The following is a 21,987-nucleotide window of genomic DNA, read 5'->3' as shown; positions in this document are numbered from 1 at the left end:
CTAGTTCACCTCCTGATTCTGAGTGGTTGCGGGGGTTTCTGCCTGAGCGACGGGGTAGCCGTCGCGTTCCATGCGGCGGGTCGTCTCCGCGGTCGTGGAGACAACGTAGACCTGCTCCAGATCCTGCAGCAGGCCGGGGTAGCCGACGGGCAGGCGGTCGCTACCGACCTGGGTTTCCATCGCATCGTAGATGTAGCGCTGGCTGGGTTCGTCCACGGAGTTCAGCGGCTCGGTCAGAATGAGCACCTGCGCATCCTGTGCGAGTGCGCGGGCGAGTGCCAGACGCTGACGCTGACCACCCGAGAGGTTCGCTCCTTCGCTGGTGATGCGGGCGGCGAAGTAGTCTTCGGGGTTGCGTCCGCCCAGTCGGTAGGCGATTTCGCGGGAGTCGGTAATCTTCAGCAGTTCCTCATCCTTCGCCTGTGCCAGCTCCTCGTCGGGATTCGGCACGGTGCCCAGGCGCAGGTGCTCCTGCAGGGTTCCAGCGAAAATCATGGGGTTGGGTTCGCTCAGCAGCACGCGGCGGCCGGAGGCGTCCTTGAGGTCCTCTCCCCCGCGTCGCAGGGTGCGGGCGAGCGCCTCGGCGTAGTCCTGCGCGGTGAGGTTGTAGTCGCGCGGGTTGACGTACACGATGCGCGGGTTGCTGGCACCGGCGGGGGCGACGGGTACGGGCACCTCCAGGGTGCTTGCTTCGACTGTCTGTTCGACGCGTGCCAGCTGCGCCATTTCTTCGTCGGTGCGCGGGCTCTTCAGCACGCCCTGGCGTACGCCAGCGTGACCTTCGAGGCGGGCAACCTTGGCGAGCGCAATCTTGGCGTAGCGCCATGCGGTGAGGAAGTTCTGGGTAATCCAGATGGGGCCGCCCATCATCGCGATAATGGAGGCGACGGTCACCAGGGACGCGGCGGGCGTATCGGAGACCCAGCGGCCGTTTTCGACGTGGCCGGTGAGGGCGAAGCCGATGCCGAGCAGGGTCACGGCACCGCCGAGTAGCGCGCGGATGAGGTACATCCAGCGGTGCGTCTTTTCGTAGCGCATGTAGCTGTCGAAGACTTCGTCGGTACCGCGGTGGTAGCGTTCACGCATCTGTTCTTCGGCGCCGAGGCCGGCGATGGTGCGCAGGCCGGTGGCGATATCGGAGGCGCGTGAGGAGGCTTCACCGTCCTTTTCGCGGTATTCGCCAATCTTCGATTCGAGGAAGGTCGAGTACCAGGCGATAACGCTAACCACGATAATCGTGCCGATGAGGGTGACAATCGCTGTGACGGGGTTGATCAGCCAAAGCTGCACGGCACCGAGGGTCGCGATGATCATGGCGTTGACGAATAGCGGCAACGAGAAGTAGACGTCCGTAATGCGGCGTACGTCTTTGTTCATGACGGTGACCGCTTCGCCGGAGTCTACGCCAGCGCGGGTGCGCCCCATGAGCCGGTTGATGTAGATGCGCCAGTCGCGGCTAAGTTCCGCGCTGAGGGTCATGGAGGTACCCCAGCCGAAGAACTCGTTGATCACGATGAAGGTGATGGCTGCGACGACTACCCAGAACATGGGCCAGGCGTCGGGGGCTTTGCCGGCGATGTGCTGGTTGATGAATTGACCCACCATGACGGGGATAAGAATCGCACCGGTACCCGCGGTGGTTTCACCCACGACGGGGATTGCCCAGCGGTGCCAGGGGTATTTGTATCCGGGTGCGGTGACTCGCAGGGCGAGGCGCTTTTTGAGGGCTTCCTCTTCGGCCTTGCGCTGTTCGCTACCGGTTACTTCCTGTGCAGCTTTTTTCTGCGCAGTTTTCTTCTGAGCGGCTTTTTCCTGCGTGGTTTTGTTATGCATGGATTCTTCATGCGTAGCTTCTTCACGCGCGGCGTTTTCTTGTGCCTTGTCAGCGTTGTATTCAGTCATTCAACGTCTCTCCTTTCTCTTACCCTATTCCTTTATCAATGTGGCACGCAACACTATTTGCACCATAGATGGGCGTGTCGTCATTTATGCAACGTATTTTGGAGTTTGTATCAGCCGCTCAACATGCACCGACATCAATCGGCGGATTCTGCATCTACGCGGTAATCTATGCGGCATGGAGGCCTACGTTTTCGACCTTCTGAGCACCAGGTTTTTGCACCACTGCACTTTTAGTGCTTTGTTCTACACTACACGAATTTGGGGAATTCCCGCGTTAGCGCGGCACCGCGCCTCCCGAACGCCCTATATACGCCCCGCGAAGGAACCGCGAACCACCCCGCAAAGATACAGCGAACACCCCGCAAACACTCCGTGAGTACCCGTTTGTTCCCTCGTAACGATAACGCCCCCGCGCCCGCGCTATTCCCGATAGACTGGAATCCTCATGAGTATTTTGAATTTTCTTTCTCCCGGGCTGGGCGAGAACCCCGGCGACTACAATCGACGCGATTTTAAGAGCAACCCCCTCACCGCCGAAGAAATCTATGAATCCTTCACCGAGTGGATTTCGACCCGCGGTATGACCCTGTACCCCGCCCAGGACGAGGCCGTTCTGAGCATTGCCGCCGGACATAACGTGGTGCTGGCAACCCCGACCGGTTCCGGTAAGTCCACGGTGGCTGTTGCCGCGCATTTTACGGGCCTGGCGACCGGTCAGCGTTCCTACTACACCGCCCCCATTAAGGCGCTGGTATCTGAGAAGTTCTTTGACCTGATCAATATTTTTGGTGCCGAGAACGTGGGCATGATTACCGGCGACTCCGCCATTAATACGGAGGCACCCATTATCTGCTGCACCGCGGAAATTCTCGCCAATATTGCCCTGCGCGAGGGTAAGGATGCGGACCTCTGCCAGGTCATCATGGACGAGTTCCACTTCTACTCTGACCCGCAACGCGGCTGGGCGTGGCAGCTTCCCCTGCTGGAGCTTCCGCAGGCGCAGTTCCTGCTGATGAGCGCGACCCTGGGCGATACGACTCGCTTCCAGGAGGAGATGACGGCGCTGACCGGCCGCGAGAGTGACCTGGTGGCGCATTCTGAGCGTCCCATTCCGCTGCATTTCTACTACTCCACCACCCCGGTTCAGGAGACGGTGCAGGAGCTCGTGCAGACCAAGCAGACTCCGGTCTACATTGTGCACTTCTCGCAGAAGGCGGCGCTGGAGCAGGCGAATGCGCTGCTGTCGGTGGCTATCGCCTCGAAGGAAGATAAGGAACGCATCGCGGAGCTGATTGCGAAGTTCCGTTTCGGTCCGGGCTTCGGTAAGGCACTGAATAAGCTGGTGCGTGCCGGCATCGGTATTCACCACGCGGGCATGCTGCCCAAGTACCGCCGCCTCGTGGAGCAGCTGGCTCAGGAGGGTCTGCTCAAGGTGATTTGCGGTACCGACACCCTGGGCGTGGGTATTAACGTGCCCATCCGTACCGTGCTGATTACGGCGCTGTCGAAGTTTGACGGTGCCCGTAGCCGCCGTCTGCGTGCCCGCGAGTTCCACCAGATCGCTGGACGCGCCGGCCGCGCCGGTTTTGATACCGCCGGCACCGTGGTGGTTCAGGCACCCGAGCACGATATTGAGAACGCTCGCCTGCTGGCTAAGGCTCAGGCGAAGTTCGGTGACGACACCAAGCGCATTAACCAGTCGCTGTCCTCCAAGCGTAAGAAGGCGCCGGAAGGGTTCGTTGGCTGGTCCGAGAAGACCTTCAAGCAACTGGTAGAAGCCGCCCCGGAGCCGCTGACCTCCTCCTTCGACATCACCCATTCGATGCTACTGAACCTGATGCACCGCCCGGAGAACCCGGTCATTGCCGCGTACCGCATCATTCAGGAGAACCACGAGAGCCCCGCGCGCCGCCGCGAGCTGCTGCGCAAGGCAATCGGCATCTACAAGGAGCTGCTGACCGGCGGCGTGATTGAGCGAACCAACACCCCGGACGAGCACGGCTCCTACCTGCGCCTGACCGAGGACCTGCAGGATAACTTTGCCCTGAACCAGCCACTGTCCGCTTTTGCGGTCGCCGCGCTGGAACTGCTCGACCCCGAATCCCCCAGCTACGCACTGGACGCGCTCTCCCTCATTGAGGCGACCCTGGATTCGCCGAACCAGGTGCTGTACGCGCAGGAACGCAAGGCGAAGAACGAACTGTCGGCACAGCTGAAGGCGGACGGTGTGGACTACACCGAACGCATGAACGAGCTGGACAAGGTCACCTACCCGCAGCCCCTGGCGGAGCTCATCGATCAGGCGTACACGACCTACAAGCAGTCCGCACCCTGGGTGGCTCGTTTTGAACCGCGCCCCAAGTCGATTGTGCGTGACATGTACGAACGCGCAATGGGCTTCAACGACTTCGTGCAGTTCTACTCGCTGGAACGCGCCGAGGGCGTGCTTCTGCGCTACCTTTCCGACGCGTACAAGGCACTGCGACACACCATCCCCGATTCTGCCGTGACTGACGAGCTCGACGACATCATCGAGTGGCTCGGCGAGCTGGTACGCCAGACCGACTCCTCCCTGGTGGACGAATGGGAGAAGCTGGCTGCCGGCGAAGACACCGCAACCATTGCGGCCGAGCACGCCTCCATCGAGGAGGAAGAGCCTCCCGCCGTGACGAAGAACCTGCGCGCTTTCCGCGTGATGGTGCGCAACGCCCTCTTCCGCCGTGTGGAGCTCTTCGCTGACGAGCGTGACCGCGCCCTGGGCGCCCTGGACGAGTGGTGCGGCTGGGATGCCGACCGCTGGGCGGACGCCATGGACGACTACTTCGACACCTACGACGACATCTACACGGACGCCGACGCGCGCTCGCCTCGCCTGGTCAGCATGGATGAGGACACCGCCGCGCATCCTGGCGTGTGGAAGGTTCAGCAGAGCTTCGCCGACCCCGAAGACAACTTCGACTTCGGTATTCGTGCCGAGGTTGATTTGGCGGCATCCGATGAGGCGGGTTACCCGGTGCTGAAGATTCTGAGCGTGGGCGAGTTCTAAGGCTCCGCCAGAGGCTCTGATTGAGACTCCGCCCGAGGCTCTGCCACGATGTTGCCCATAGTGGGCTAGAATACAGAGTATCTATCTATTTGAATGAAAGAAGGTTCACCGTTGACCGTTTCTTCGCTTCCCAAGGTTGAGTACCGCAAGGGTTCGGTCGTCAAGCACGACGGCTACGAGATTACCGACCACTGGTTCCAGGTTCCCCTGACCCACGGTCTGATTTTCTCCAAGGGCAAGGATGCCGCTCTCTCCTCCCGTTTCGCAGACCAGACCATCACCGTGTTCGCCCGCGAGGTTGTAAGCACCAACGAGACTCTGACCGTTTCGGCTGATAAGCGTCCTTACATTGTGTACCTGCAGGGCGGCCCCGGTTTCGGTTCGCCGAAGACCGGCTCCATTGGCGGCTGGATTGCTGAGCTGGCGAAGACTCACCGCGTGGTTCTTCTGGATCAGCGCGGTACCGGCATGTCTTCCCCGCTGTCTGCCCGCAACATCACCGCTGTGGGTGACGCGCAGGTTCAGGCTGAGTACACTGAGCTGTTCCGTGCGGACTCCATCATCGCTGACGCGGAGGCTGTCCGCGAGGTGCTGCTGGCTGACCGTGCCGACAAGCGCTGGTCCACCATTGGTCAGTCCTTCGGTGGCTTCCTGACCCTGTCCTACCTGTCGTTCGCACCGCAGTCGCTGCGTGACTGCCGCATCACCGCGGGCCTGGCGCCGATTCGCACCTCCGTGGACAACGTCTACCAGCACACCTTCGACCGCATGAAGGAACGTAACGAGGAGTACTACAGCTGGTTCCCCGAGGACGCTGAGCTCGCTACCCGCATTGCTGAGCACCTGCGCACCCACAAGGAGTACCTGCCCACCGGTGAGCGTCTGACCGATCACCGCTTCCAGATGGCCGGCCATTTCCTGGGTGGCCGCTGGCGCGAGCGCGGTCTGCACTACTTCCTGGAGACCGCTTTCGCTGAGGGTAACGACCACCTGTCCGATCAGTTCCTGACCGCTATGGGTGCCGAGGTGACCTTCCAGGCGAACCCGCTGTACGCCCTGATGCACGAGACCATTTACGCTGACGGCCCCGCCGACGGCGTTCTGCCCGGCATCCCCGGCTACGAACTGTCCCCCTCCCCCGCGCCGACCAACTGGTCTGCTGCTCGCGTGGCGGCTTCCCGCCCCGAGTTCGCACCGGATGCGGACCGTCTGCTCTTCACCGGCGAGCACATCTTCCCCTGGTACTACGAGGAGGATCCCTCGCTGCGTCCGCTGGCTGAGGTTGCAAACCTGCTGGCTGAGAAGAAGGACTGGGGCCGCCTGTACGACCACGCACAGCTGCACAAGAACGAGGTTCCCGTGGTGGCTGCGGCGTACAACCCGGACGTGTACGTGGACTTTGAGCACTCCATGGAGACCGCTCGCTGGGTCGGCAACACCCACGTGTGGACCTCGAAGACCCACCACCACGACGGTTTCGGTTCTGACTCGCTGACCATTCTGGGTCACCTGAAGAACATGCTGGCTGAGGTTCACAACCAGTAATTCTTCTGAAATATCTCTGATATAGCTAAAGCCCCTCACTCCGGTTGATCCGGTGTGAGGGGCCTTAGTGTTAGCGCTTAGCCTGGTGAGGCCGCAAGCTCAGTAGCTCAAACTACTACTTCGAGGAGGAAGCGTGCGCATCCTGTGCGGTGCGGGCACGCATCACGAGGGCGTGGTATTCGTCTTCCTTCTCGATCAGCTCGTCACGCAGCTTCTGCGGAATAGTCTTGAGCTTCTCGGTTTCCTGCTGCCAGCGGGCGGTGATGTCCGCACGCTCGGCGGCGGGTGCGTCCTCGGGCAGTGCCAGGTACTTCTCGGAGAGCGCCTGAACACGCTGGATGGTCTGCAGTGCGCGGCCCTTGGGGCTGAGCAGCGAGGCAAGCACGGTAATGATCAGGACGCCCACGATGACCATCAGCGACATTTCGGTGCTGATTTCGACCACGTGCACGGGCTCGCCGTGGTTGATGAACGGCAGGTTGTTCTCGTGCATTGCGTGCAGGATGAGCTTCACACCGATGAACGCGAGTATGGTCGCCAGGCCGTAGGAGAGGTAGACGAGGCGGTCCAGCAGGCCGTCAATGAGGAAGTACAGCTGACGCAGACCCATGAGGGAGAACGCGGTCGCGGTGAACACAATGTAGACGGACTGGGTGAGGCCGAAGATCGCGGGGATCGAGTCGAGTGCGAAGAGCAGATCGGAACCGGCGATAGCGACCATGACGAGCATCATGGGGGTCATGACGCGCTTGCCGTTTTCGATGGTGAAGAGCTTGTCGCCGTCGAAGTGGTCGCTGGTCTTCAGGTACTTCTTGGCGAGGCGGACCATGATGTTGTCCGCTTCGTCGTCACCGTCGCCTTCGGTGATTTCGTCCTTGAGCAGGTTACCTGCGGTCATGAGCAGGACCAGGCCGAAGATGTAGAACACCCAGGCGAAGGAGTTGATGATCGCCGCGCCGGCGAAGATGAAGGTACCGCGCGCCAGGATCGCGAAGACGATACCGAAGAGCAGGACCTTCTGCTGATTCTCACGGGCAACACGGAAGGTACCCATAATGATCATGAAGACGAAGAGGTTATCGACCGAGAGAGCTTCTTCGGTGATGTAGCCTGCATAGAATTCGGTAGCGGCGGAGGGGCCGTTCGTCACGAAAATGTACAGACCGAACAGCAGCGCGATGCCGATGTAAATACTCGACCAGATGGCCGCTTCCTTGACGGAGGGTTCGTGCGCCTTACGAACGTGGAACACGAAGTCGAAGGCCAACAGACCCGCGATGATGAGAATAGTAACCAACCATTGCAACCCGGTAACTTCCATGGGGAGCCTTTCTTGTGGTGTGCGTACAGGACCACAAGTCTCTCCCGCCGATCTGAATGGAGGTCGGCTCGATTCACCGGTTAGGCGCCTTCGGCTAACGTGCTGACGATGAGTCGATTGGTGGGATACTCCCTTGCTCGGTGAACGATTATACAGCAGGTTGAGGTTTTCGCACAGGAGCCCCTCCCGGAGGGTTCTCAAGAGCAGCAGGCGCGCAAACGCCGCATCCGGCGGGGTTAATCCGTCGGATGCGGCGTTCCGGGTAATGAAGATGCACTGGCTAGTTGGCACAGACTAGTTGGCACTGATTAGTTAGCGACAGTGAAGCGGCGGCCCGCGTGCTTGGGCTCTTCCGCCTCGTCAATCAGGGCGACGGCGAAGTCCTCGGCGCTAATGGAAGCACCTGCGGGGGTGTCCAGTGCGGTGTTGTACGTGCGGGTGCGCTCGCCCGGTGCGATTTCGAACGCCGGGGAGAGCATGGTCCAGTTCAGGCCCTCGGATGCGCGGTACTCGTCGAGAATCTGGGAGAATGCCTGCGCCTCGGGCTTGTACTCTTCCGGGAAACCTTCACCGTCAACGAAACGGTTGCCGTTGCCGTCCTCGAGGGAGCCGGCGCCACCGACGACCAGCAGACGACCGGTAGGTGCCGCCGCGATCAGTGCGCGGTGCGCGTCGATGACCGGCTGCGCGGAGGTGCCGCGGCCTGCCGAGACGGCGACGATGGTGACGTCGTGGTTGTTGACGACATCGACCAGTGCCGCGGTGTCTGCCAGGTCGATGCTGTGGGCGGTAGCGCCTTCGGGTGCCTTGCCGGAGCGGGTGTAGGCGTCGACCCGATGGCCGCGGGAGATTGCTTCTGCTGCGGTGCGTGCGCCGACCATGCCGGTTGCGCCGATGATTGCGATGTTCATGAGGGGTTCCTTTCGGAGTGGTTTCTGCTGTTTTTCTTGCGGTGTTCCGCTTGATGGTTTTATAGTATCTATTAGAAACTGGGTACCTCAAGGTAACTATTAGGGTCTTCGAAAAAATATTTAAAAATATTTTTCGCCCCCCCTCACCACCCCCATAAAACAGCAAAACAGCCCCTCAACGGACAGAGAAGACAGCAGCTATGACCACCACGCTCACCTCCCCCGCACGCGAAACCGCAGAAACCACCCGCACCCCGCAGGACGACCTACCCGCCAATATTCTCGCCAGCGTCTGTCCCTCCCGCACCGTCATGCGCCACCTCACCGACCGGTGGACCCCGTTCATTGTTGCGGCACTCTCCGAGCAGCCCATCGCCCGCTTCGGTGAGCTCAAGGCAATGATTCAGGGCGTCTCCCCCAAGGTCCTCACCCAGACCCTGCGCTCCATGGAACGCGACGGCCTGGTGGAGCGCCGGGTCACCGCATCCATCCCGCCGCGCGTGGACTACGAACTGACCGCACTCGGTACGACCCTCATTGAGCCGATGACCGCCCTGCGCCACTGGGCACAGGACAATATGCACGCGGTACTCGAAGCCCGCGAGCGCTACGATGCTGCCGAACTAAAGAACGGCGAACTAGAGAACAGCGAGATGTAGCGCTCCGCTCCCACCCCAACAAAAGTAGCCCTCCCCGTGAACTATTCACCGGGGAGGGCTACTTCTTTATTCAGTTAAGACAGCTGTTTAGGAAACCATGTTGAAGGTCGGCGGGGTAAACGCAATCGCGTTCACCTGCTTGCTCGTATCCAGCTTGCCGTTCTCACGAATCGTCGGCACGGTAATGACCACCTCGAACTGGTACATGCCTTCCATGAGCTTATCGCCGCGCAGGGCAAAACGCGCAGAGATGCCGGTCGCCCGGTCATTCACACTCGACGCAAACGGAATAACCTGACCCTGAACGGTCTGAGTCTTACCGTTACGGGTCATGACGGTTGCCACGCCGGTCGGGTCAGTCGTGAAAACCTGACGGTCAATGATTTTACCCTCGGGCGAGAAGAGGTAAATGTCCATGGACGGGTGCAGGTGCGTGGTGCCGGTCGTCGCCTCCAGTGCGGAGACGTTGTAGGTCATCACGAACTCGCCACAGTTCAGGTTGAGGTCACCCTCGGGGCCGTGAGTCGCCTCGTACACGGACATGAGGCGGATCGTCGCGGGGTTCGGGGAGGTTGCATTCTCCATGGACCACCACGCCTGACCGGTCTCCGGCGCAGTCACGGGCTTGTTCTTAGTGCGCGACTGCAGGGCGCCACTGGCGGGGTTGGTGATCATCCAGCCGCCGACCTGGGTGAAGTCCGGGCCGTGTACTGTCTTGCAATCATCAGCCGAAGCAGCGAATGCGGGCACCGTCGTGGAGGCGGCAATAGCGGGCACAGCCCAAAGCGCGCCGCGGGTGAGGTTGCGGCGGGTAACGGAACGAGCTCCCGTGGTGTGTGCGTCTGAAGAGTTATTAGAAACAGTCACAGATTTTTCTTTATCGTTCGGAAGCATCAAGGTTTTATTTGACACGTAAAACACCTTGATAGTGTACAGCATGTATCTGCACTCAGTAGAACTTCATGAACAATGAGTTACCTCATGGCGAAAAACCCACGTCGGCCCCTAAACGCCGGGCTTAGAACACCGGGTTTAGGCGTGACCCGCCTCCTTCATCAGGCGTAGCTCCTTCTTCAAATCGGCAAGCTCATCACGCAGACGCGCCGCCAACTCAAATTGCAGGTTCTCCGCCGCCACGCGCATCTGCTCGTTCATCTGCTCAATCAAATCCAGCAGGTCCTCGGCGGGTGCCGCCGCCAGGCCGTCGGCACGAACGCGCGCCTCCGCACGGGCGAGAAGCTCCTCCGACTCCGGGGTGCTCGTGGCAATCTTCGACGAGGTCGCAGAACCGGTCTTCGCACCCGCGCTCACCGTGCGGGCACCCTTCTTACCGCTCTTACGCTGCTGCAGAAGCTCGCGGGTGTCCTCTTCCTCGCGGGCGAGCACATCCGTAATATCGGCAATCTTCTTCCGCAGAGGCTGCGGGTCAATGCCGTGCTCACGGTTGTACGCCTGCTGAATCTCGCGGCGGCGGTTCGTCTCATCAATCGCCACGCGCATAGAATCCGTAATCTTATCGGCGTACATGTGCACCTGACCGGACACGTTACGCGCCGCACGACCAATCGTCTGAATCAGCGAAGTGGTCGAACGCAGGAAGCCTTCCTTATCGGCATCCAGAATCGCAACCAGGGACACCTCGGGCAGATCCAGGCCCTCACGCAGCAGGTTAATACCAACCAGCACATCAAAGGTGCCCAGGCGCAGCTCACGCAAAAGCTCCACACGGCGCAGGGTATCAACGTCAGAGTGCAGGTACTGCACCTTCACACCGTGCTGCAACAGGTACTCAGTCAAATCCTCCGCCATGCGCTTGGTGAGGGTCGTGACCAGCACACGCTCATCACGCTCAACGCGCACGCGAATCTCCTCAAGCAAATCATCAATCTGACCCTTGGTCGGCTTGACCACGATTTCCGGGTCAATCAGGCCGGTGGGTCGAATGATCTGCTCCACGTAACCATCAGCCTGCGACAGCTCATACTTACCGGGGGTCGCCGAAAGGTAAATCGTCTGGCCAATACGCTCCAGGAACTCCTCCCACTTCAGCGGGCGGTTATCCATCGCCGACGGCAGGCGGAAACCGTGCTCAACCAGGGTGCGCTTACGGGACATATCACCCTCATACATGGCGCCAACCTGCGGGACCGTCACGTGCGACTCATCAATAATCAGCAGGAAGTCATCCGGGAAATAATCCAGCAGACAGTTCGGGGCGCTGCCGGGGGCACGACCATCAATATGGCGCGAGTAGTTCTCAATGCCATTGCAGAAGCCCATCTGCTCCATCATTTCCAGGTCGTAGGTGGTGCGCATACGCAGACGCTGCGCCTCCAGCAACTTGCCCTGGGACTCGAGGGTCTGCAGGCGCTCGCGCAGCTCATCCTCAATGGAGGTAATAGCCTTCGCCATGCGCTCCGGGCCGGCAACGTAGTGGCTTGCGGGGAAGACATACATTTCTTCTTCCTCGCGAATCACCTCGCCGGTCAGCGGGTGCAGGGTGTAAATCGCCTCAATCTCATCACCGAAGAACTCGATGCGGATCGCGTTCTCCTCGTACATGGGGATGATTTCGACGGTATCGCCGCGCACACGGAACGTGCCGCGGTGAAAGTCCATATCGTTACGCGCGTACTGCATCGCCACGAACTGGCGCAGCAGCTCGTCGCGGTCAATCTCCTCACCGCGACGCAGAGTCACCATCTGCTCAATGTACTCCTCGGGCGTGCCCAGACCGTAAATGCAGGACACGGTCGCAACCACCACCACGTCGCGGCGAGTCAGCAGGGAGTTCGTCGCCGAGTGGCGCAGACGCTCCACCTCCTCATTGATGGAGGAGTCCTTCTCAATGAACGTATCGGTCTGCGGCACGTACGCCTCAGGCTGGTAGTAGTCGTAGTAGGAGACGAAGTACTCCACCGCGTTATTCGGCAGCAGCTCACGCAGCTCATTCGCCAGCTGCGCCGCCAGAGTCTTGTTCTGCACGAGCACCAGAGTCGGACGCTGCACCGCCTCAATCAGCCAGGCTGCGGTCGCGGACTTACCGGTACCGGTAGCGCCCATCAGCACAATGTCTTTCTCGCCGTTCTGCACGCGCTCGGTGAGCTCGGCGATCGCCTTCGGCTGGTCGCCGGCAGGCTGGAAGGGGCTGACCACTTCAAAGGGGGCAACAACACGGTTGATCTGGGGTGCGTAACTCATGTATCCATCCTAGGGGAAAGCCGTCGGATGCGCCCTAAGATTGGTCGCCCTTTTCTGCTGGCGCAATAGTCCGGCGTAATTGCTGGCGCAGCTACCGACGCAATAGTCCGGCGCGAAAGTGCCCAAGTTCATAAAAGATGGGGTGCAAAAGATAAGGGGCGTTCGAGCGGTTTATGTGCGCCGCAGGGCAGGAATCGAACAGGAGCGTTTTCCCGTGCAATTCCCGCACAATAACGGCGTGCTTACGAGGGTGCCCACTCCCCCGCCCGCATCGCGGCGCAGGCACGCCAAGTCACAAAAGATAAGGGATAAAACATAAAGACTTATGACGAGTATTCCGCACCCTTATCCTTTGCCTCTTTGACGCGGCTCACATATGTTTAGAGCGCACACACGCAGACAGAACGGACCATAAGAGCGCACGGAAGGACTCCATGAGCACGACCACGGAGACAGCTTCAAAAGCCGCCCCGACAGAACCCGCGGAGGCGAACCCCACCGGCACACCGGTCGCCACCTTAGCTGCCAAGAACGAACGCCGCCGCTCGCTCTTCACCTCCTCCTACCCGGTCATTATGCTCATCGCCCTCGCCATTCTGCTGGGCGTCACCTATCTCTCACTCATCACCGGCAGGTACCCGGTCGAACTGGACGAGCTCTTCCGTATCCTCGGCAAGAACTGGTTCGGCATGGACCTGAAGGTCTACAAGCCCGCCGAAAACATGCTGCTGACCGTGCGCATTCCGCGCCTACTCGCCGCCGGGCTCATCGGTGCCGCCCTCGCCGTTGCGGGCGCTACCTTCCAGGCGGTTTTCCGTAACCCGCTGGTCTCCCCCTATCTGCTGGGTGTTTCGCAGGGTGCGTCGGTGGGTGCCGCCTCCGCCATTCTGCTGGGTGTGGGCACGAGCCTCGCGATTCAGGGTTCCGCACTCGCCGGTGGCCTTGCCGCCGTGCTGCTGACCGTGAGTATTCCTCGCCTGTTGAAGAATCAGTCCACGCTCATGCTGGTGCTCTCCGGCGTGATTGTGGGTGGCTTCGGCACCGCCGCACTGGGTGCGTTGAAGTTCATTGCGAACCCCGAAACTCAGCTGGCGCAGATCGTGTTCTGGCAGATGGGCTCCCTACAGGACGTACGCGCGGAGGCACTCACCCAGTTCGCGCTGGTGGCGGTGCCCTGCATCCTGCTTCTGCTGGCGATGCGCTGGCGCATTAACATCCTCTCGCTCGGCGACGACGAGGCGCGCACCCTCGGCATCAACCTGACCCGCACCCGCGGCGTCACCATCCTGCTGGCAACCCTGGTGACCGCGACCAGCGTGTGCATTGGCGGCCCGATTTCTTGGGTTGGTCTGGTCATTCCGCACCTGTGCCGCCTGCTGGTCGGTAGCGACACGACCAAGCTCATGCCGTTGTCCATTCTGATGGGTGCCTCGTTCATGATGTTTGTCGACACCCTGGCGCGTAGCCTTACCAGCGCGGAGGTTCCGCTGAGCGTTCTGACCGGTTTCATTGGCACGCCGCTGTACGTGGCGTTGCTGCTGCTCGGAAAGGTTCGGGTGAAGTAATGTCTTCTTCCATTTCCGATACTCGGCACGCCGCGGATGCGAGCGCAGAGGTTCTGCTACGCCTGGACGATGCGGGGTTCCGCTACGGCCACCGGGGCGAGCGCATCAAGCACACCCGCGCGGGCCGCCGTTCGGACCGCTGGATTTTCCGCAACGTGAACCTGACGGTGCGGCGCGGTGAGGTCCTCGCCATTCTGGGTCGCAACGGCGTGGGTAAATCCACCCTGCTGAACTCCCTGATTGGTTTGCATTCGCTCACCGAGGGCACCGTCCATCTGGGTGGCGAGCCGCTGGATTCGCTGACCGCGACCGAGCGTGCCCGCCGCATCGCCTACCTTCCGCAGATGGAGGGTAGCGGTATCTCTTACACGGTCACCGAGTACCTGCTGATGGGTCGCGCACCCTATATCGGGTTGTTCTCTTCGCCCTCACGCCGTGACCGTGAGCAGGTGCAAACCGTGATGGAGGAGCTCGACCTGCTGGATCTGGCGCGCTCCCCGCTGGATCAGCTCTCGGGCGGTCAGCGGCAACAGGTGGGTATTGCCCGAACCCTGGTTCAGGACGCCCCACTCCTCGTTTTGGACGAGCCAACCAGCGCCCTGGATGTGGCGAATCAGGCGAAGGTTCTGCGGAAGATTCGGCAGCTGCGCGACGCCGGGTACGGGGTCATCTTCACGACCCACAACCCGGATCACGCCCTCATGCTGGATGCGACCGTTGCCCTGCTCGGCGCGCACGACGAACCTGACGCACAGGCTTCGAAGGATTCATCAGTTTCGGGGGATGCGCCGGCTCAGCTTTTGACAGGCCGCGCCTCGGAGGTGCTCACGAGCGAGGTTCTCTCGCGCACCTTCAACACCGACCTGACGGTGACCTACTCCCCCGAGCTGGGTCGCTCCAGTGTGCACATGACGAGCCTCGATACCTGAGAATCCGCAACCCTAGTCTTCCGGTGGTGGTTCGGATTGGACACAAAAGATGCGGTAGAGGTGCCGCATCCGCTGTGGCGGCGCGTCCCTAGAGCGCCCCCGAACCGCCTCCGGGTTATTCACCCACCGTCTCGACACAGAAAGACACATCATGAAGATCACGAAGTTCCACACCGGCGTTGCCCTGACCACTTCCCTGCTGCTGGCTGCCCTGACCGGTTGCGGTGCCGCGAACACCGCCTCCTCCTCGGGTTCGGCTTCGAGCTCAACCTCAGTCTCGGCTTCGAGCAATTCCGCGAAGAAGCACACCAGCTTCTTCGTGAAGGATAACGGCGACGGCACCAAGGTCATTAAGGACATTGACGGCAAGGAAGTTACCGTCCCCACCAACCCGGAGCGCATCGCTGACCTGTGGCACGCAAACAACCAGGTGGTTCTGCTGCTGGGCGGTGCCGAGAAGCTGGTGTCCACCACAACGAACGTGAAGTCCCTGGCGTGGTTCAAGCAGGTGTACCCCGGTATTGAAAAGGTTGATGCGCCGGTGAAGGGCACCGACGTGAACATGGAACAGCTGCTTGCCGATAAGCCGGAGGTGCTGCTCGCCTCGTCGAAGGATCAGATTGCGAAGGCAACTGAGGCGGGTATCCCGGCGGTGCACGTGGAGTTCCAGAACTTCGCGGACCTGAAGCGCACCGTTGAGCTGACCGCTGAGGTTATTGGCACCGATGAGGCGATTGAGCGTGCCGAGAAGTACCTGGCGTACCTGGAGAAGAACGAGAACCTCATCAAGGAGCGCCTGAAGGACGTCACTGACGCCCCGAAGGTTCTGCACATTGCGGGCGGTTCTGACCTGACGAAGGTGGACGGCTCAAACTCCCTGATTGGTGAGTGGATGAAGCTTTCGGGCGCGAAGAACTCCCTGGACGGCGTGGAGAATTTGAAGAATATTTCTCTGGAGCAGATTATTGCCTCGCAGCCGGAGTACATCATCATTGGTGGCGCGGATGCACAGAAGGGTGTCGACGCTATCAAGGCTGACGCGGCGTGGGCTGACGTTCCGGCGGTGAAGAACGGCAAAATTATTAAGAACCCGGTCGGCACCTTCAACTGGGACCGCTACTCAGCTGAGGAGGCGCTGCAGATTCTGTGGGCGGCGAAGCTGTTCCACCCCGAGAAGTTCTCCGATGTTGACCTGGTGAAGGAGACCCGCGAGTTCTACTCGACCTTCTACGGCTACAACCTGACCGAGGATGAGGCTCAGCGCATCATCAACGGCCAGGGCCCCGCAAAGTAGTCCCCGTGGCTCGCTAGTTCGCTAGTTTTGTAGCTACCCCCGCCGGTTCTGCTGAGGCTCTTCTACCGAGGCTCTACGTCTGGAGCTCTTGTGGAGCCTCTGGATTCTCAGCGGAGCTGGCGGGGCTCCAAGTTTTTCACTCTTCTTCTCTCTATTCCTGTGTGCACATACCGCCCGGAACCGTGCTCACAGCACGATTCCGGGCGGTATTTTATTGGTTCGCAGTGGTCACCAGAGTGTTAGTTCGCCGCAGCGTTAGCGCACCTCCACGGTGGCTCCGGCGAGGCTCATCAGCGCCCGGTTCGTCAGCGGAAGGTACCCGTTCAGGGCGCTCAAAATCAGCTGCATGGTGCGCTCTTCATCCTCCACGCTCAGCCCGCGCGGAATACCCACGCCCGGCACGCAGATACGCTGCTTGTACAGGTCAATGACCGCGCACACGGTACGGTTCGGCACACCCAACACCGGCAGCATGCCGCGGTGGTTGACGGTGCGCAGGCCCTTGCCAACCACGGCGGCGGTGCGGATATCCGGGCAGGCACTCCCCGCGAACCGGGAGGCACCCGCACCATTCGCAAAAGCGGCAGGGTCGGGAATACTATTCGGCACCGCGCTCTTCTCGTTCAGCGCCGCCAGCAGCGGCTCGCCCACGGCGGCGGTAACCGCCACGTAGCGCACCTGCCGGTCCATGGCGTTGAGGAAGTCCAGTTCCGCGTACTCCTCTACGCGGTAGTTCTCGACCAGACCGGCTTCGCCCAACCCGGTTTCTTCCACGGTGCGGGTGATGACTTCTTCATCGTAGAAGCTTGCCACGCATACCTGCGGGGCGCCGCGCTCAATGCGGGCGCGGCACTGGTAGTCGTCGTCGAGCAGCCAGAGGGACAGCTCGTAGCCATCGGGCACATCGCGCACACCGGTCGCGAGCAGCACTTCGCTGCCGTCCAGGGAGAACGGCTCCCAGCCTGCCGGTTCAAAAGCGTTGAGGGCACCGTCCAGGGCGGGGTTGCAGGAGCCGAGGCTTGGCGCCTGATCAGCCGGGGTGAATGCCTCGGTGGCGGGCATGGCGATGGTGAGCCCGCGCATCCTGCCGGCGAGGCAGAGTTCAACCGCCATAAGCAGGTGACCCGCACCTTCACGGCTCAGTGCTGGGCTCTGAACCAGGTGCGCCACGCCGGAGTTGTCCAGGCTGAGGTGTTCGCCAACTCCGCGGGCGGCGTTGGAATAGCGGTTGTGCAAGCGCACCAGCTCGTCAATGGGCAGGGCGCGGCCCACGGCGCCAAACGCCTGGGCGATAGCGTGAACGTGTTCGGGGAAGACGCGGCAGAGCCTGCCGAGCTGACGGGCAAACTCTGCCGGACGCTGCGTGAGCACGCTCAGAAGGGTGCCGAGGTTCTGCTGGCGGTAGGCGTTGAGTAGCTGGGCGACGGTGGCGGGTTCAAGCTGCTCGACAGTGCCCATCTTGGGGAGGCGCGCTCCCTGGCGGTTGAGGGTCGCGGTGCCGCCGCGGCTGCCCGCGGACTGCTCTGATGAGTTTTTGCCTGCTTGTTCGTCTACTTGTTGATAGTAGGTTCCCGACTGCGTCACGTTTTCACGACCTTGAGCTCTTCAGAGCGTTCGTTAGCTGATTCTTCGTAAGGTGACGGGCGGGGCTCAGCGCCTACCGGCAGATGGTTCGTGCACACACTACCGTCTGCCGGATCGTATAGTACCGGCATACAGCTGTGCCTCGTTCCTTGAGCAACTAAGCTATAGCTTCAAGACGTCAGCATCAGGACCTCAGCGCTGAGATAGTACCCAGTTCTCGGCGCTGAGATGTCAGCGTTGAGCCCTGCCCGTCGGTGCGGGCGCACGCGTTGCCTCGTGGAGGCGCCGGGCTGGGTTACCGCTGGTGACGAACCCGTTGCCCGTGCCGTGGAGGGGCGTGTGCGTTCCGCAACGCTTTTTAGGCTATCAGCTTTAGCGGGCAATTACTAGGGTTAGAGTAACTATTAACTAAGGTTGGACTATCTTTTGGGTTTTGGGGGCTTTAGGCAGGCGCTCTAGCCCGAAAATCTGGGACCGGAAATCTAAGACCGAGAATATAGGGAGCGGTAACCTAGACCGGCAAATCCACCCACTGCGTGTCCCCCCAGGTCACACTCGCCGCACCGGAACTCAGGCTCACCACCAGCTCCTCGGCACGCGCCAGCTCCTCCGAGCGGTCAAACACGCCCAAGGAAATCGTGGCACCCTCCGCACCGTACTCGGTACCCAGCACATTCAGACCGGCGGCACGAATCTCGTTCTCCAGGCGGCCAGCATCCGCATGCGAACTGGGCACCTGACCCACACGCAGACGCTCACGCGAATCGAATAGCGCACCATCCAGGGTCTGCACCACCGAATCAGTGTAGGCGCGCACCAAACCGCCCGCGCCAAGCTTAATGCCACCGAAATAGCGCACGACCACCGCAACCACATCCGACAGGTCGGTGGTGCCGTCCTCGCGGGTCTGACGCGCCAGCAGCGCCTGCATCATCGGCACACCGGCGGTACCGGCGGGCTCACCATCATCGGAGGAACGCTGAATATCGCGGTCAGCACCAATAATGAACGCCGAACACACGTGGCGGGCATCGTGGTAGGTCTTGCGCACCGACTCAATGTAGGCGCGCGCCTCCTCAACGGTACTCACGCGCTTGATGTGACCGATAAATTCGCTACGCTTAATTTCGAGGAGGCTCTCATAGGGCTCATCGCCGCGCGGCACAAGGTATCGGTTGGCGCGAGTTTCTTCCTGCATGTGTCCTCCTCTAATCAGTACCTATCTATTGTGGCACAGCCCGTCAGGAGCACCGTCCATGTCCCAGCCTTCTTCCCCCGCCTCCACTGCCCTGCGCCGTTACGCCCTCACCGGCGGTATCGGCAGCGGCAAGAGCACCATCGCCTCCCTCTTCGTTGAGCAGGGCGCGTTCCTGGTGGATGCGGACGCTATCTCCCGCTCCCTCATGGAGCCCGGCGAGGCGGTGCTCGCCCGCACGGTCGCGGAGTTCGGTGAGCATCTGCTCGATGAGGACGGCCGCCTCAACCGCCCCGCCCTGGCGCGTATCGTGTTCAATGATGAGCAGGCGCGCCTGCGTCTGAACGCAATTGTGCATCCCGCTATTCGTGAGCGTGCCGCACAGCTGGTGGAGCAGGCGCAGTCCGAACCCGGTTTTAGCGGCGTGGTGCTGGAGGATATTCCTCTGCTCGTGGAGACCGGCGACCCGTCCGCTTTTGAGGGCGTGGTCGTGGTGCGCACTCCCCTGGCGACTCGCCTGCAGCGCCTCGTATCTTCACGCGGCATGAGTGAGGAGGATGCGCGCGCCCGCATCGCCGCGCAGGCAACCGACGAGCAGCGTGAGGCGGTCGCAACCTGGATTATCGATAATGGCGGCTCGCTGGAGGAAACCGCCGAGCAGGTGCGCGCCGTCTGGGAGCAGATGACCGCCGCCTAAAATCCTCCCCAGCAACACGGGGCGCAGCAATACAGAGCACAGCAACACCGGGCACGTACCCCGGCTCCCAACGTCCCCCAACCCCGACTCACCCGGCCCCCAATAACGCAAAGAACCCCCTCACCTCCCAAACGGGAGATGAGGGGGTTCCTCTGCTCTAAGCGACCCCGCGGGGCTACCTATCGGCTATTACGCCTGATGAGTGCTCATCTGAGCGGCAGATTAGTTGCCGGTCAGCTTCTTGCGGAGCTCAGCCAGTGCCTCATCCGATGCGAGGGTACCTGCGGAAGCGGGCTCCTCGGAGGAGTAGGAGGTCGGTGCGGGCTCAGCTGCTGCGGGAGCTGCTGCTGCAGCCTCTGCGTCAGCCTCGAGAGCCTTAGCAACCTGAACCTTGTGAGCCTCGAAGCGAGCCTGTGCCTCTGCGTACTGTGCTTCCCAAGCCTCGCGCTGTGCGTCGAAGCCTTCCAGCCACTCGTTAGCCTCGGGGTCGAAGCCCTCGGGGTACTTGTAGTTGCCAGCCTCGTCGTACTCTGCAGCCATACCGTACAGAGCGGGGTCAAACTCGGTAGCGTTGGGGTCAACGCCCTCGTTTGCCTGCTTGAGGGACAGGGAGATGCGGCGGCGGTCCATGTCGATGTCGATGATCTTAACGAAGACCTCTTCACCAACGGAGACGACCTGCTCAGCCAGGTCAACGTGGCGGGTTGCCAGCTCGGAGATGTGGACGAGGCCCTCGATGCCGTCCTCAACGCGCACGAATGCACCGAAGGGAACGAGCTTGGTGACCTTGCCGGGAACAATCTGGCCCAGAGCGTGGGTGCGAGCAAATGCCTGCCACGGATCTTCCTGGGTAGCCTTGAGGGACAGGGACACGCGCTCGCGGTCCAGGTCCACCTCGAGAACCTCGACGGTAACGGGCTGGCCAACCTCGACAACCTCGGACGGGTGGTCGATGTGCTTCCAGGACAGCTCGGAAACGTGAACCAGACCGTCCACGCCACCCAGGTCCACGAATGCACCGAAGTTGACGATGGAGGAGACAACGCCCTCGCGGACCTGACCCTTCTCCAGCTCGTTGAGGAAGGAGGAGCGAACAGCAGACTGAGTCTCTTCCAGGTATGCACGGCGGGACAGAACAACGTTGTTGCGGTTCTTGTCCAGCTCGATGATCTTAGCTTCGATCTGCTGACCGATGTAAGGTGCGAGGTCGCGGACGCGGCGCATCTCAACGAGGGATGCGGGCAGGAAGCCACGCAGACCAATGTCGAGGATGAGGCCACCCTTGACAACCTCGATAACGGTACCGGTAACGACGCCGTCGTTTTCCTTGACCTTCTCGATGTCGCCCCATGCACGCTCGTACTGTGCGCGCTTCTTGGAGAGGATCAGGCGACCTTCCTTGTCCTCCTTGGTGAGGACGAGTGCCTCAACCTCGGAGCCGAGCTCGACAACCTCAGAGGGGTCGATGTCGTGCTTGATGGACAGCTCGCGGGAGGGGATGACGCCTTCGGTCTTGTAACCGATGTCGAGCAGAACCTCATCGTGGTCGATCTTAACGACCTGGCCGGAGACGAGATCGCCGTCGTTGAAGACCTTGATAGTCTTCTCGACTGCCTCGAGGAATGCCTGCTCGTCGCCGATGTCGTTGATTGCGACCTGAGGGATGTTGGTGCTCATGTAGTGAGGGCTCCAATTGGATTTCTAATAGGTCGACGCTGCCGGTTCACCGCTCAACACCCCCGGGTGGAGGCGCCGACCGGCTCACTTTTTCACCCCGGCGCGCACGGCATAGGGCCGCTAACGCCTTTGAACGGGGTGAGGAAACGTCGAGCTGACGGATACTTACAATGTGTACCGCCCACCGGAAGCAGATGCTCTCAGCAGGGTGCACGAGCGGTCTGTGCCCGTTTTCTCCCCGTTTTCTTAAGGAGAACTTAAGGAGAAAAAGAGCATAGAAAACCCGTACGTTGGTACACGCGATTAATAGTGTACGGGAATCCCGGGCGTGTCGTCAATGGTTACGCGCCCGGTTTTGCTCCCCTATTTTGCAGGTAGGACGGAGACGACTCGCGGGACGGTGCTCGTCCTCGTTCCTCTCAACCTGGGAAGGGCGGGGCGCCGCATATTTCCTCCGCGCC

The 21,987-nt window shown here is 61.1% G+C and carries 15 protein-coding genes; 7 read left to right on the top strand and 8 right to left on the bottom strand.

The window, feature by feature from the left end; all coding sequences use genetic code 11:
- Nucleotides 1-1,902, bottom strand: coding sequence for an ABC transporter transmembrane domain-containing protein (locus HMPREF2605_RS07020; RefSeq protein WP_070847547.1), 1,902 nt, complete (start codon nt 1,900-1,902; stop codon nt 1-3).
- Nucleotides 1,903-2,347: 445 nt separating this feature from the next.
- Here HMPREF2605_RS07020 and HMPREF2605_RS07015 point away from each other — a divergent pair, with 445 nt between their 5' ends.
- Both HMPREF2605_RS07015 and HMPREF2605_RS07010 read left to right on the top strand, forming a co-directional pair.
- Nucleotides 2,348-4,948, top strand: coding sequence for a DEAD/DEAH box helicase (locus tag HMPREF2605_RS07015; RefSeq protein ID WP_070847545.1), 2,601 nt, complete (start codon nt 2,348-2,350; stop codon nt 4,946-4,948).
- A gap of 93 nt (nt 4,949-5,041) precedes the next feature.
- Complete coding sequence (locus HMPREF2605_RS07010; protein WP_070830701.1) at nt 5,042-6,493, top strand: alpha/beta fold hydrolase; 1,452 nt, start codon at nt 5,042-5,044, stop codon at nt 6,491-6,493.
- Nucleotides 6,494-6,608: 115 nt separating this feature from the next.
- On the opposite strand, the gene HMPREF2605_RS07005 is transcribed toward HMPREF2605_RS07010, so the two are convergent.
- Together HMPREF2605_RS07005 and HMPREF2605_RS07000 are read right to left on the bottom strand one after the other, a co-directional pair.
- Nucleotides 6,609-7,814 carry a TerC family protein gene (locus HMPREF2605_RS07005; protein WP_070616309.1) on the bottom strand — a complete coding sequence of 402 codons (1,206 nt, stop codon included), beginning with the start codon at nt 7,812-7,814 and terminating at the stop codon, nt 6,609-6,611.
- A gap of 308 nt (nt 7,815-8,122) precedes the next feature.
- Complete coding sequence (locus HMPREF2605_RS07000; RefSeq protein ID WP_070830697.1) at nt 8,123-8,725, bottom strand: NAD(P)-dependent oxidoreductase; 603 nt, start codon at nt 8,723-8,725, stop codon at nt 8,123-8,125.
- Between the two features lie 200 nt (nt 8,726-8,925).
- Here HMPREF2605_RS07000 and HMPREF2605_RS06995 point away from each other — a divergent pair, with 200 nt between their 5' ends.
- Nucleotides 8,926-9,384: a winged helix-turn-helix transcriptional regulator gene (locus HMPREF2605_RS06995; protein WP_070847543.1), complete on the top strand. Its 459-nt coding sequence runs from the start codon at nt 8,926-8,928 to the stop codon at nt 9,382-9,384.
- Between the two features lie 87 nt (nt 9,385-9,471).
- Here HMPREF2605_RS06995 and HMPREF2605_RS06990 read toward each other — a convergent pair whose 3' ends face one another.
- Nucleotides 9,472-10,251, bottom strand: coding sequence for an ornithinee aminotransferase (locus HMPREF2605_RS06990; protein ID WP_246828182.1), 780 nt, complete (start codon nt 10,249-10,251; stop codon nt 9,472-9,474).
- A 165-nt stretch (nt 10,252-10,416) separates the two neighbouring features.
- A complete protein-coding gene (uvrB, locus tag HMPREF2605_RS06985) occupies nt 10,417-12,585 on the bottom strand; it encodes an excinuclease ABC subunit UvrB (protein WP_070847539.1) in 2,169 nt (722 codons plus the stop codon).
- Between the two features lie 434 nt (nt 12,586-13,019).
- On the opposite strand from uvrB, the gene HMPREF2605_RS06980 reads away from it, so the two are divergent.
- The 3 genes from HMPREF2605_RS06980 (at nt 13,020) to HMPREF2605_RS06970 (ending at nt 16,373) form a co-directional block, all read left to right on the top strand.
- On the top strand, nt 13,020-14,150 hold the full coding sequence (locus tag HMPREF2605_RS06980; RefSeq protein WP_083324863.1) for a FecCD family ABC transporter permease: 1,131 nt from the start codon (nt 13,020-13,022) through the stop codon (nt 14,148-14,150).
- Nucleotides 14,150-15,079: an ABC transporter ATP-binding protein gene (locus tag HMPREF2605_RS06975; protein WP_083324862.1), complete on the top strand. Its 930-nt coding sequence runs from the start codon at nt 14,150-14,152 to the stop codon at nt 15,077-15,079. The genes HMPREF2605_RS06980 and HMPREF2605_RS06975 overlap by 1 nt, the downstream gene beginning before the upstream one ends.
- 151 nt (nt 15,080-15,230) lie before the next feature.
- Nucleotides 15,231-16,373, top strand: coding sequence for an ABC transporter substrate-binding protein (locus HMPREF2605_RS06970; RefSeq protein ID WP_246828181.1), 1,143 nt, complete (start codon nt 15,231-15,233; stop codon nt 16,371-16,373).
- 255 nt (nt 16,374-16,628) lie between these two features.
- On the opposite strand, the gene HMPREF2605_RS06965 is transcribed toward HMPREF2605_RS06970, so the two are convergent.
- The gene (locus tag HMPREF2605_RS06965; protein ID WP_070847537.1) at nt 16,629-17,957 is read right to left on the bottom strand and encodes a 2-oxoglutarate dehydrogenase; all 1,329 of its coding nucleotides are present in this window, start codon (nt 17,955-17,957) and stop codon (nt 16,629-16,631) included.
- Between the two features lie 511 nt (nt 17,958-18,468).
- Complete coding sequence (locus tag HMPREF2605_RS06960; RefSeq protein ID WP_049353142.1) at nt 18,469-19,155, bottom strand: IMPACT family protein; 687 nt, start codon at nt 19,153-19,155, stop codon at nt 18,469-18,471.
- 58 nt (nt 19,156-19,213) lie between these two features.
- Between HMPREF2605_RS06960 and coaE the strand changes: the two genes are divergently transcribed.
- Nucleotides 19,214-19,849, top strand: a complete 636-nt coding sequence (coaE, locus tag HMPREF2605_RS06955) for a dephospho-CoA kinase (protein WP_049353143.1) — start codon at nt 19,214-19,216, stop codon at nt 19,847-19,849.
- Nucleotides 19,850-20,071: 222 nt separating this feature from the next.
- On the opposite strand, the gene rpsA is transcribed toward coaE, so the two are convergent.
- Nucleotides 20,072-21,526 (bottom strand): 30S ribosomal protein S1, encoded by a 1,455-nt coding sequence (gene rpsA / locus HMPREF2605_RS06950; RefSeq protein WP_005506223.1) that lies wholly within the window; start codon nt 21,524-21,526, stop codon nt 20,072-20,074.
- Between the last annotated feature and the right edge of the window lie 461 nt (nt 21,527-21,987).

The sequence above is a fragment of the Rothia sp. HMSC065C03 genome (genome assembly GCF_001837295.1).
In the GTDB taxonomy this organism is placed as follows: domain Bacteria; phylum Actinomycetota; class Actinomycetes; order Actinomycetales; family Micrococcaceae; genus Rothia.
Note: the sequence above shows the minus strand (reverse complement) of the source record. Positions and strands in the feature narration are given on the sequence as shown.

Coding starts and splice junctions, on each gene's coding strand:
- HMPREF2605_RS07000 (WP_070830697.1), bottom strand. CDS start 8,725: ATGAACATCGCAATCATCGGCGCAACCGGCATGGTCGGCGCACGCACC.
- HMPREF2605_RS07010 (WP_070830701.1), top strand. CDS start 5,042: ATGAAAGAAGGTTCACCGTTGACCGTTTCTTCGCTTCCCAAGGTTGAG.
- HMPREF2605_RS07020 (WP_070847547.1), bottom strand. CDS start 1,902: ATGACTGAATACAACGCTGACAAGGCACAAGAAAACGCCGCGCGTGAA.
- HMPREF2605_RS06980 (WP_083324863.1), top strand. CDS start 13,020: ATGAGCACGACCACGGAGACAGCTTCAAAAGCCGCCCCGACAGAACCC.
- HMPREF2605_RS06970 (WP_246828181.1), top strand. CDS start 15,231: ATGAAGATCACGAAGTTCCACACCGGCGTTGCCCTGACCACTTCCCTG.
- HMPREF2605_RS07005 (WP_070616309.1), bottom strand. CDS start 7,814: ATGGAAGTTACCGGGTTGCAATGGTTGGTTACTATTCTCATCATCGCG.
- uvrB (WP_070847539.1), bottom strand. CDS start 12,585: ATGAGTTACGCACCCCAGATCAACCGTGTTGTTGCCCCCTTTGAAGTG.
- HMPREF2605_RS06975 (WP_083324862.1), top strand. CDS start 14,150: ATGTCTTCTTCCATTTCCGATACTCGGCACGCCGCGGATGCGAGCGCA.
- HMPREF2605_RS06995 (WP_070847543.1), top strand. CDS start 8,926: ATGACCACCACGCTCACCTCCCCCGCACGCGAAACCGCAGAAACCACC.
- coaE (WP_049353143.1), top strand. CDS start 19,214: ATGTCCCAGCCTTCTTCCCCCGCCTCCACTGCCCTGCGCCGTTACGCC.
- rpsA (WP_005506223.1), bottom strand. CDS start 21,526: ATGAGCACCAACATCCCTCAGGTCGCAATCAACGACATCGGCGACGAG.
- HMPREF2605_RS06960 (WP_049353142.1), bottom strand. CDS start 19,155: ATGCAGGAAGAAACTCGCGCCAACCGATACCTTGTGCCGCGCGGCGAT.
- HMPREF2605_RS07015 (WP_070847545.1), top strand. CDS start 2,348: ATGAGTATTTTGAATTTTCTTTCTCCCGGGCTGGGCGAGAACCCCGGC.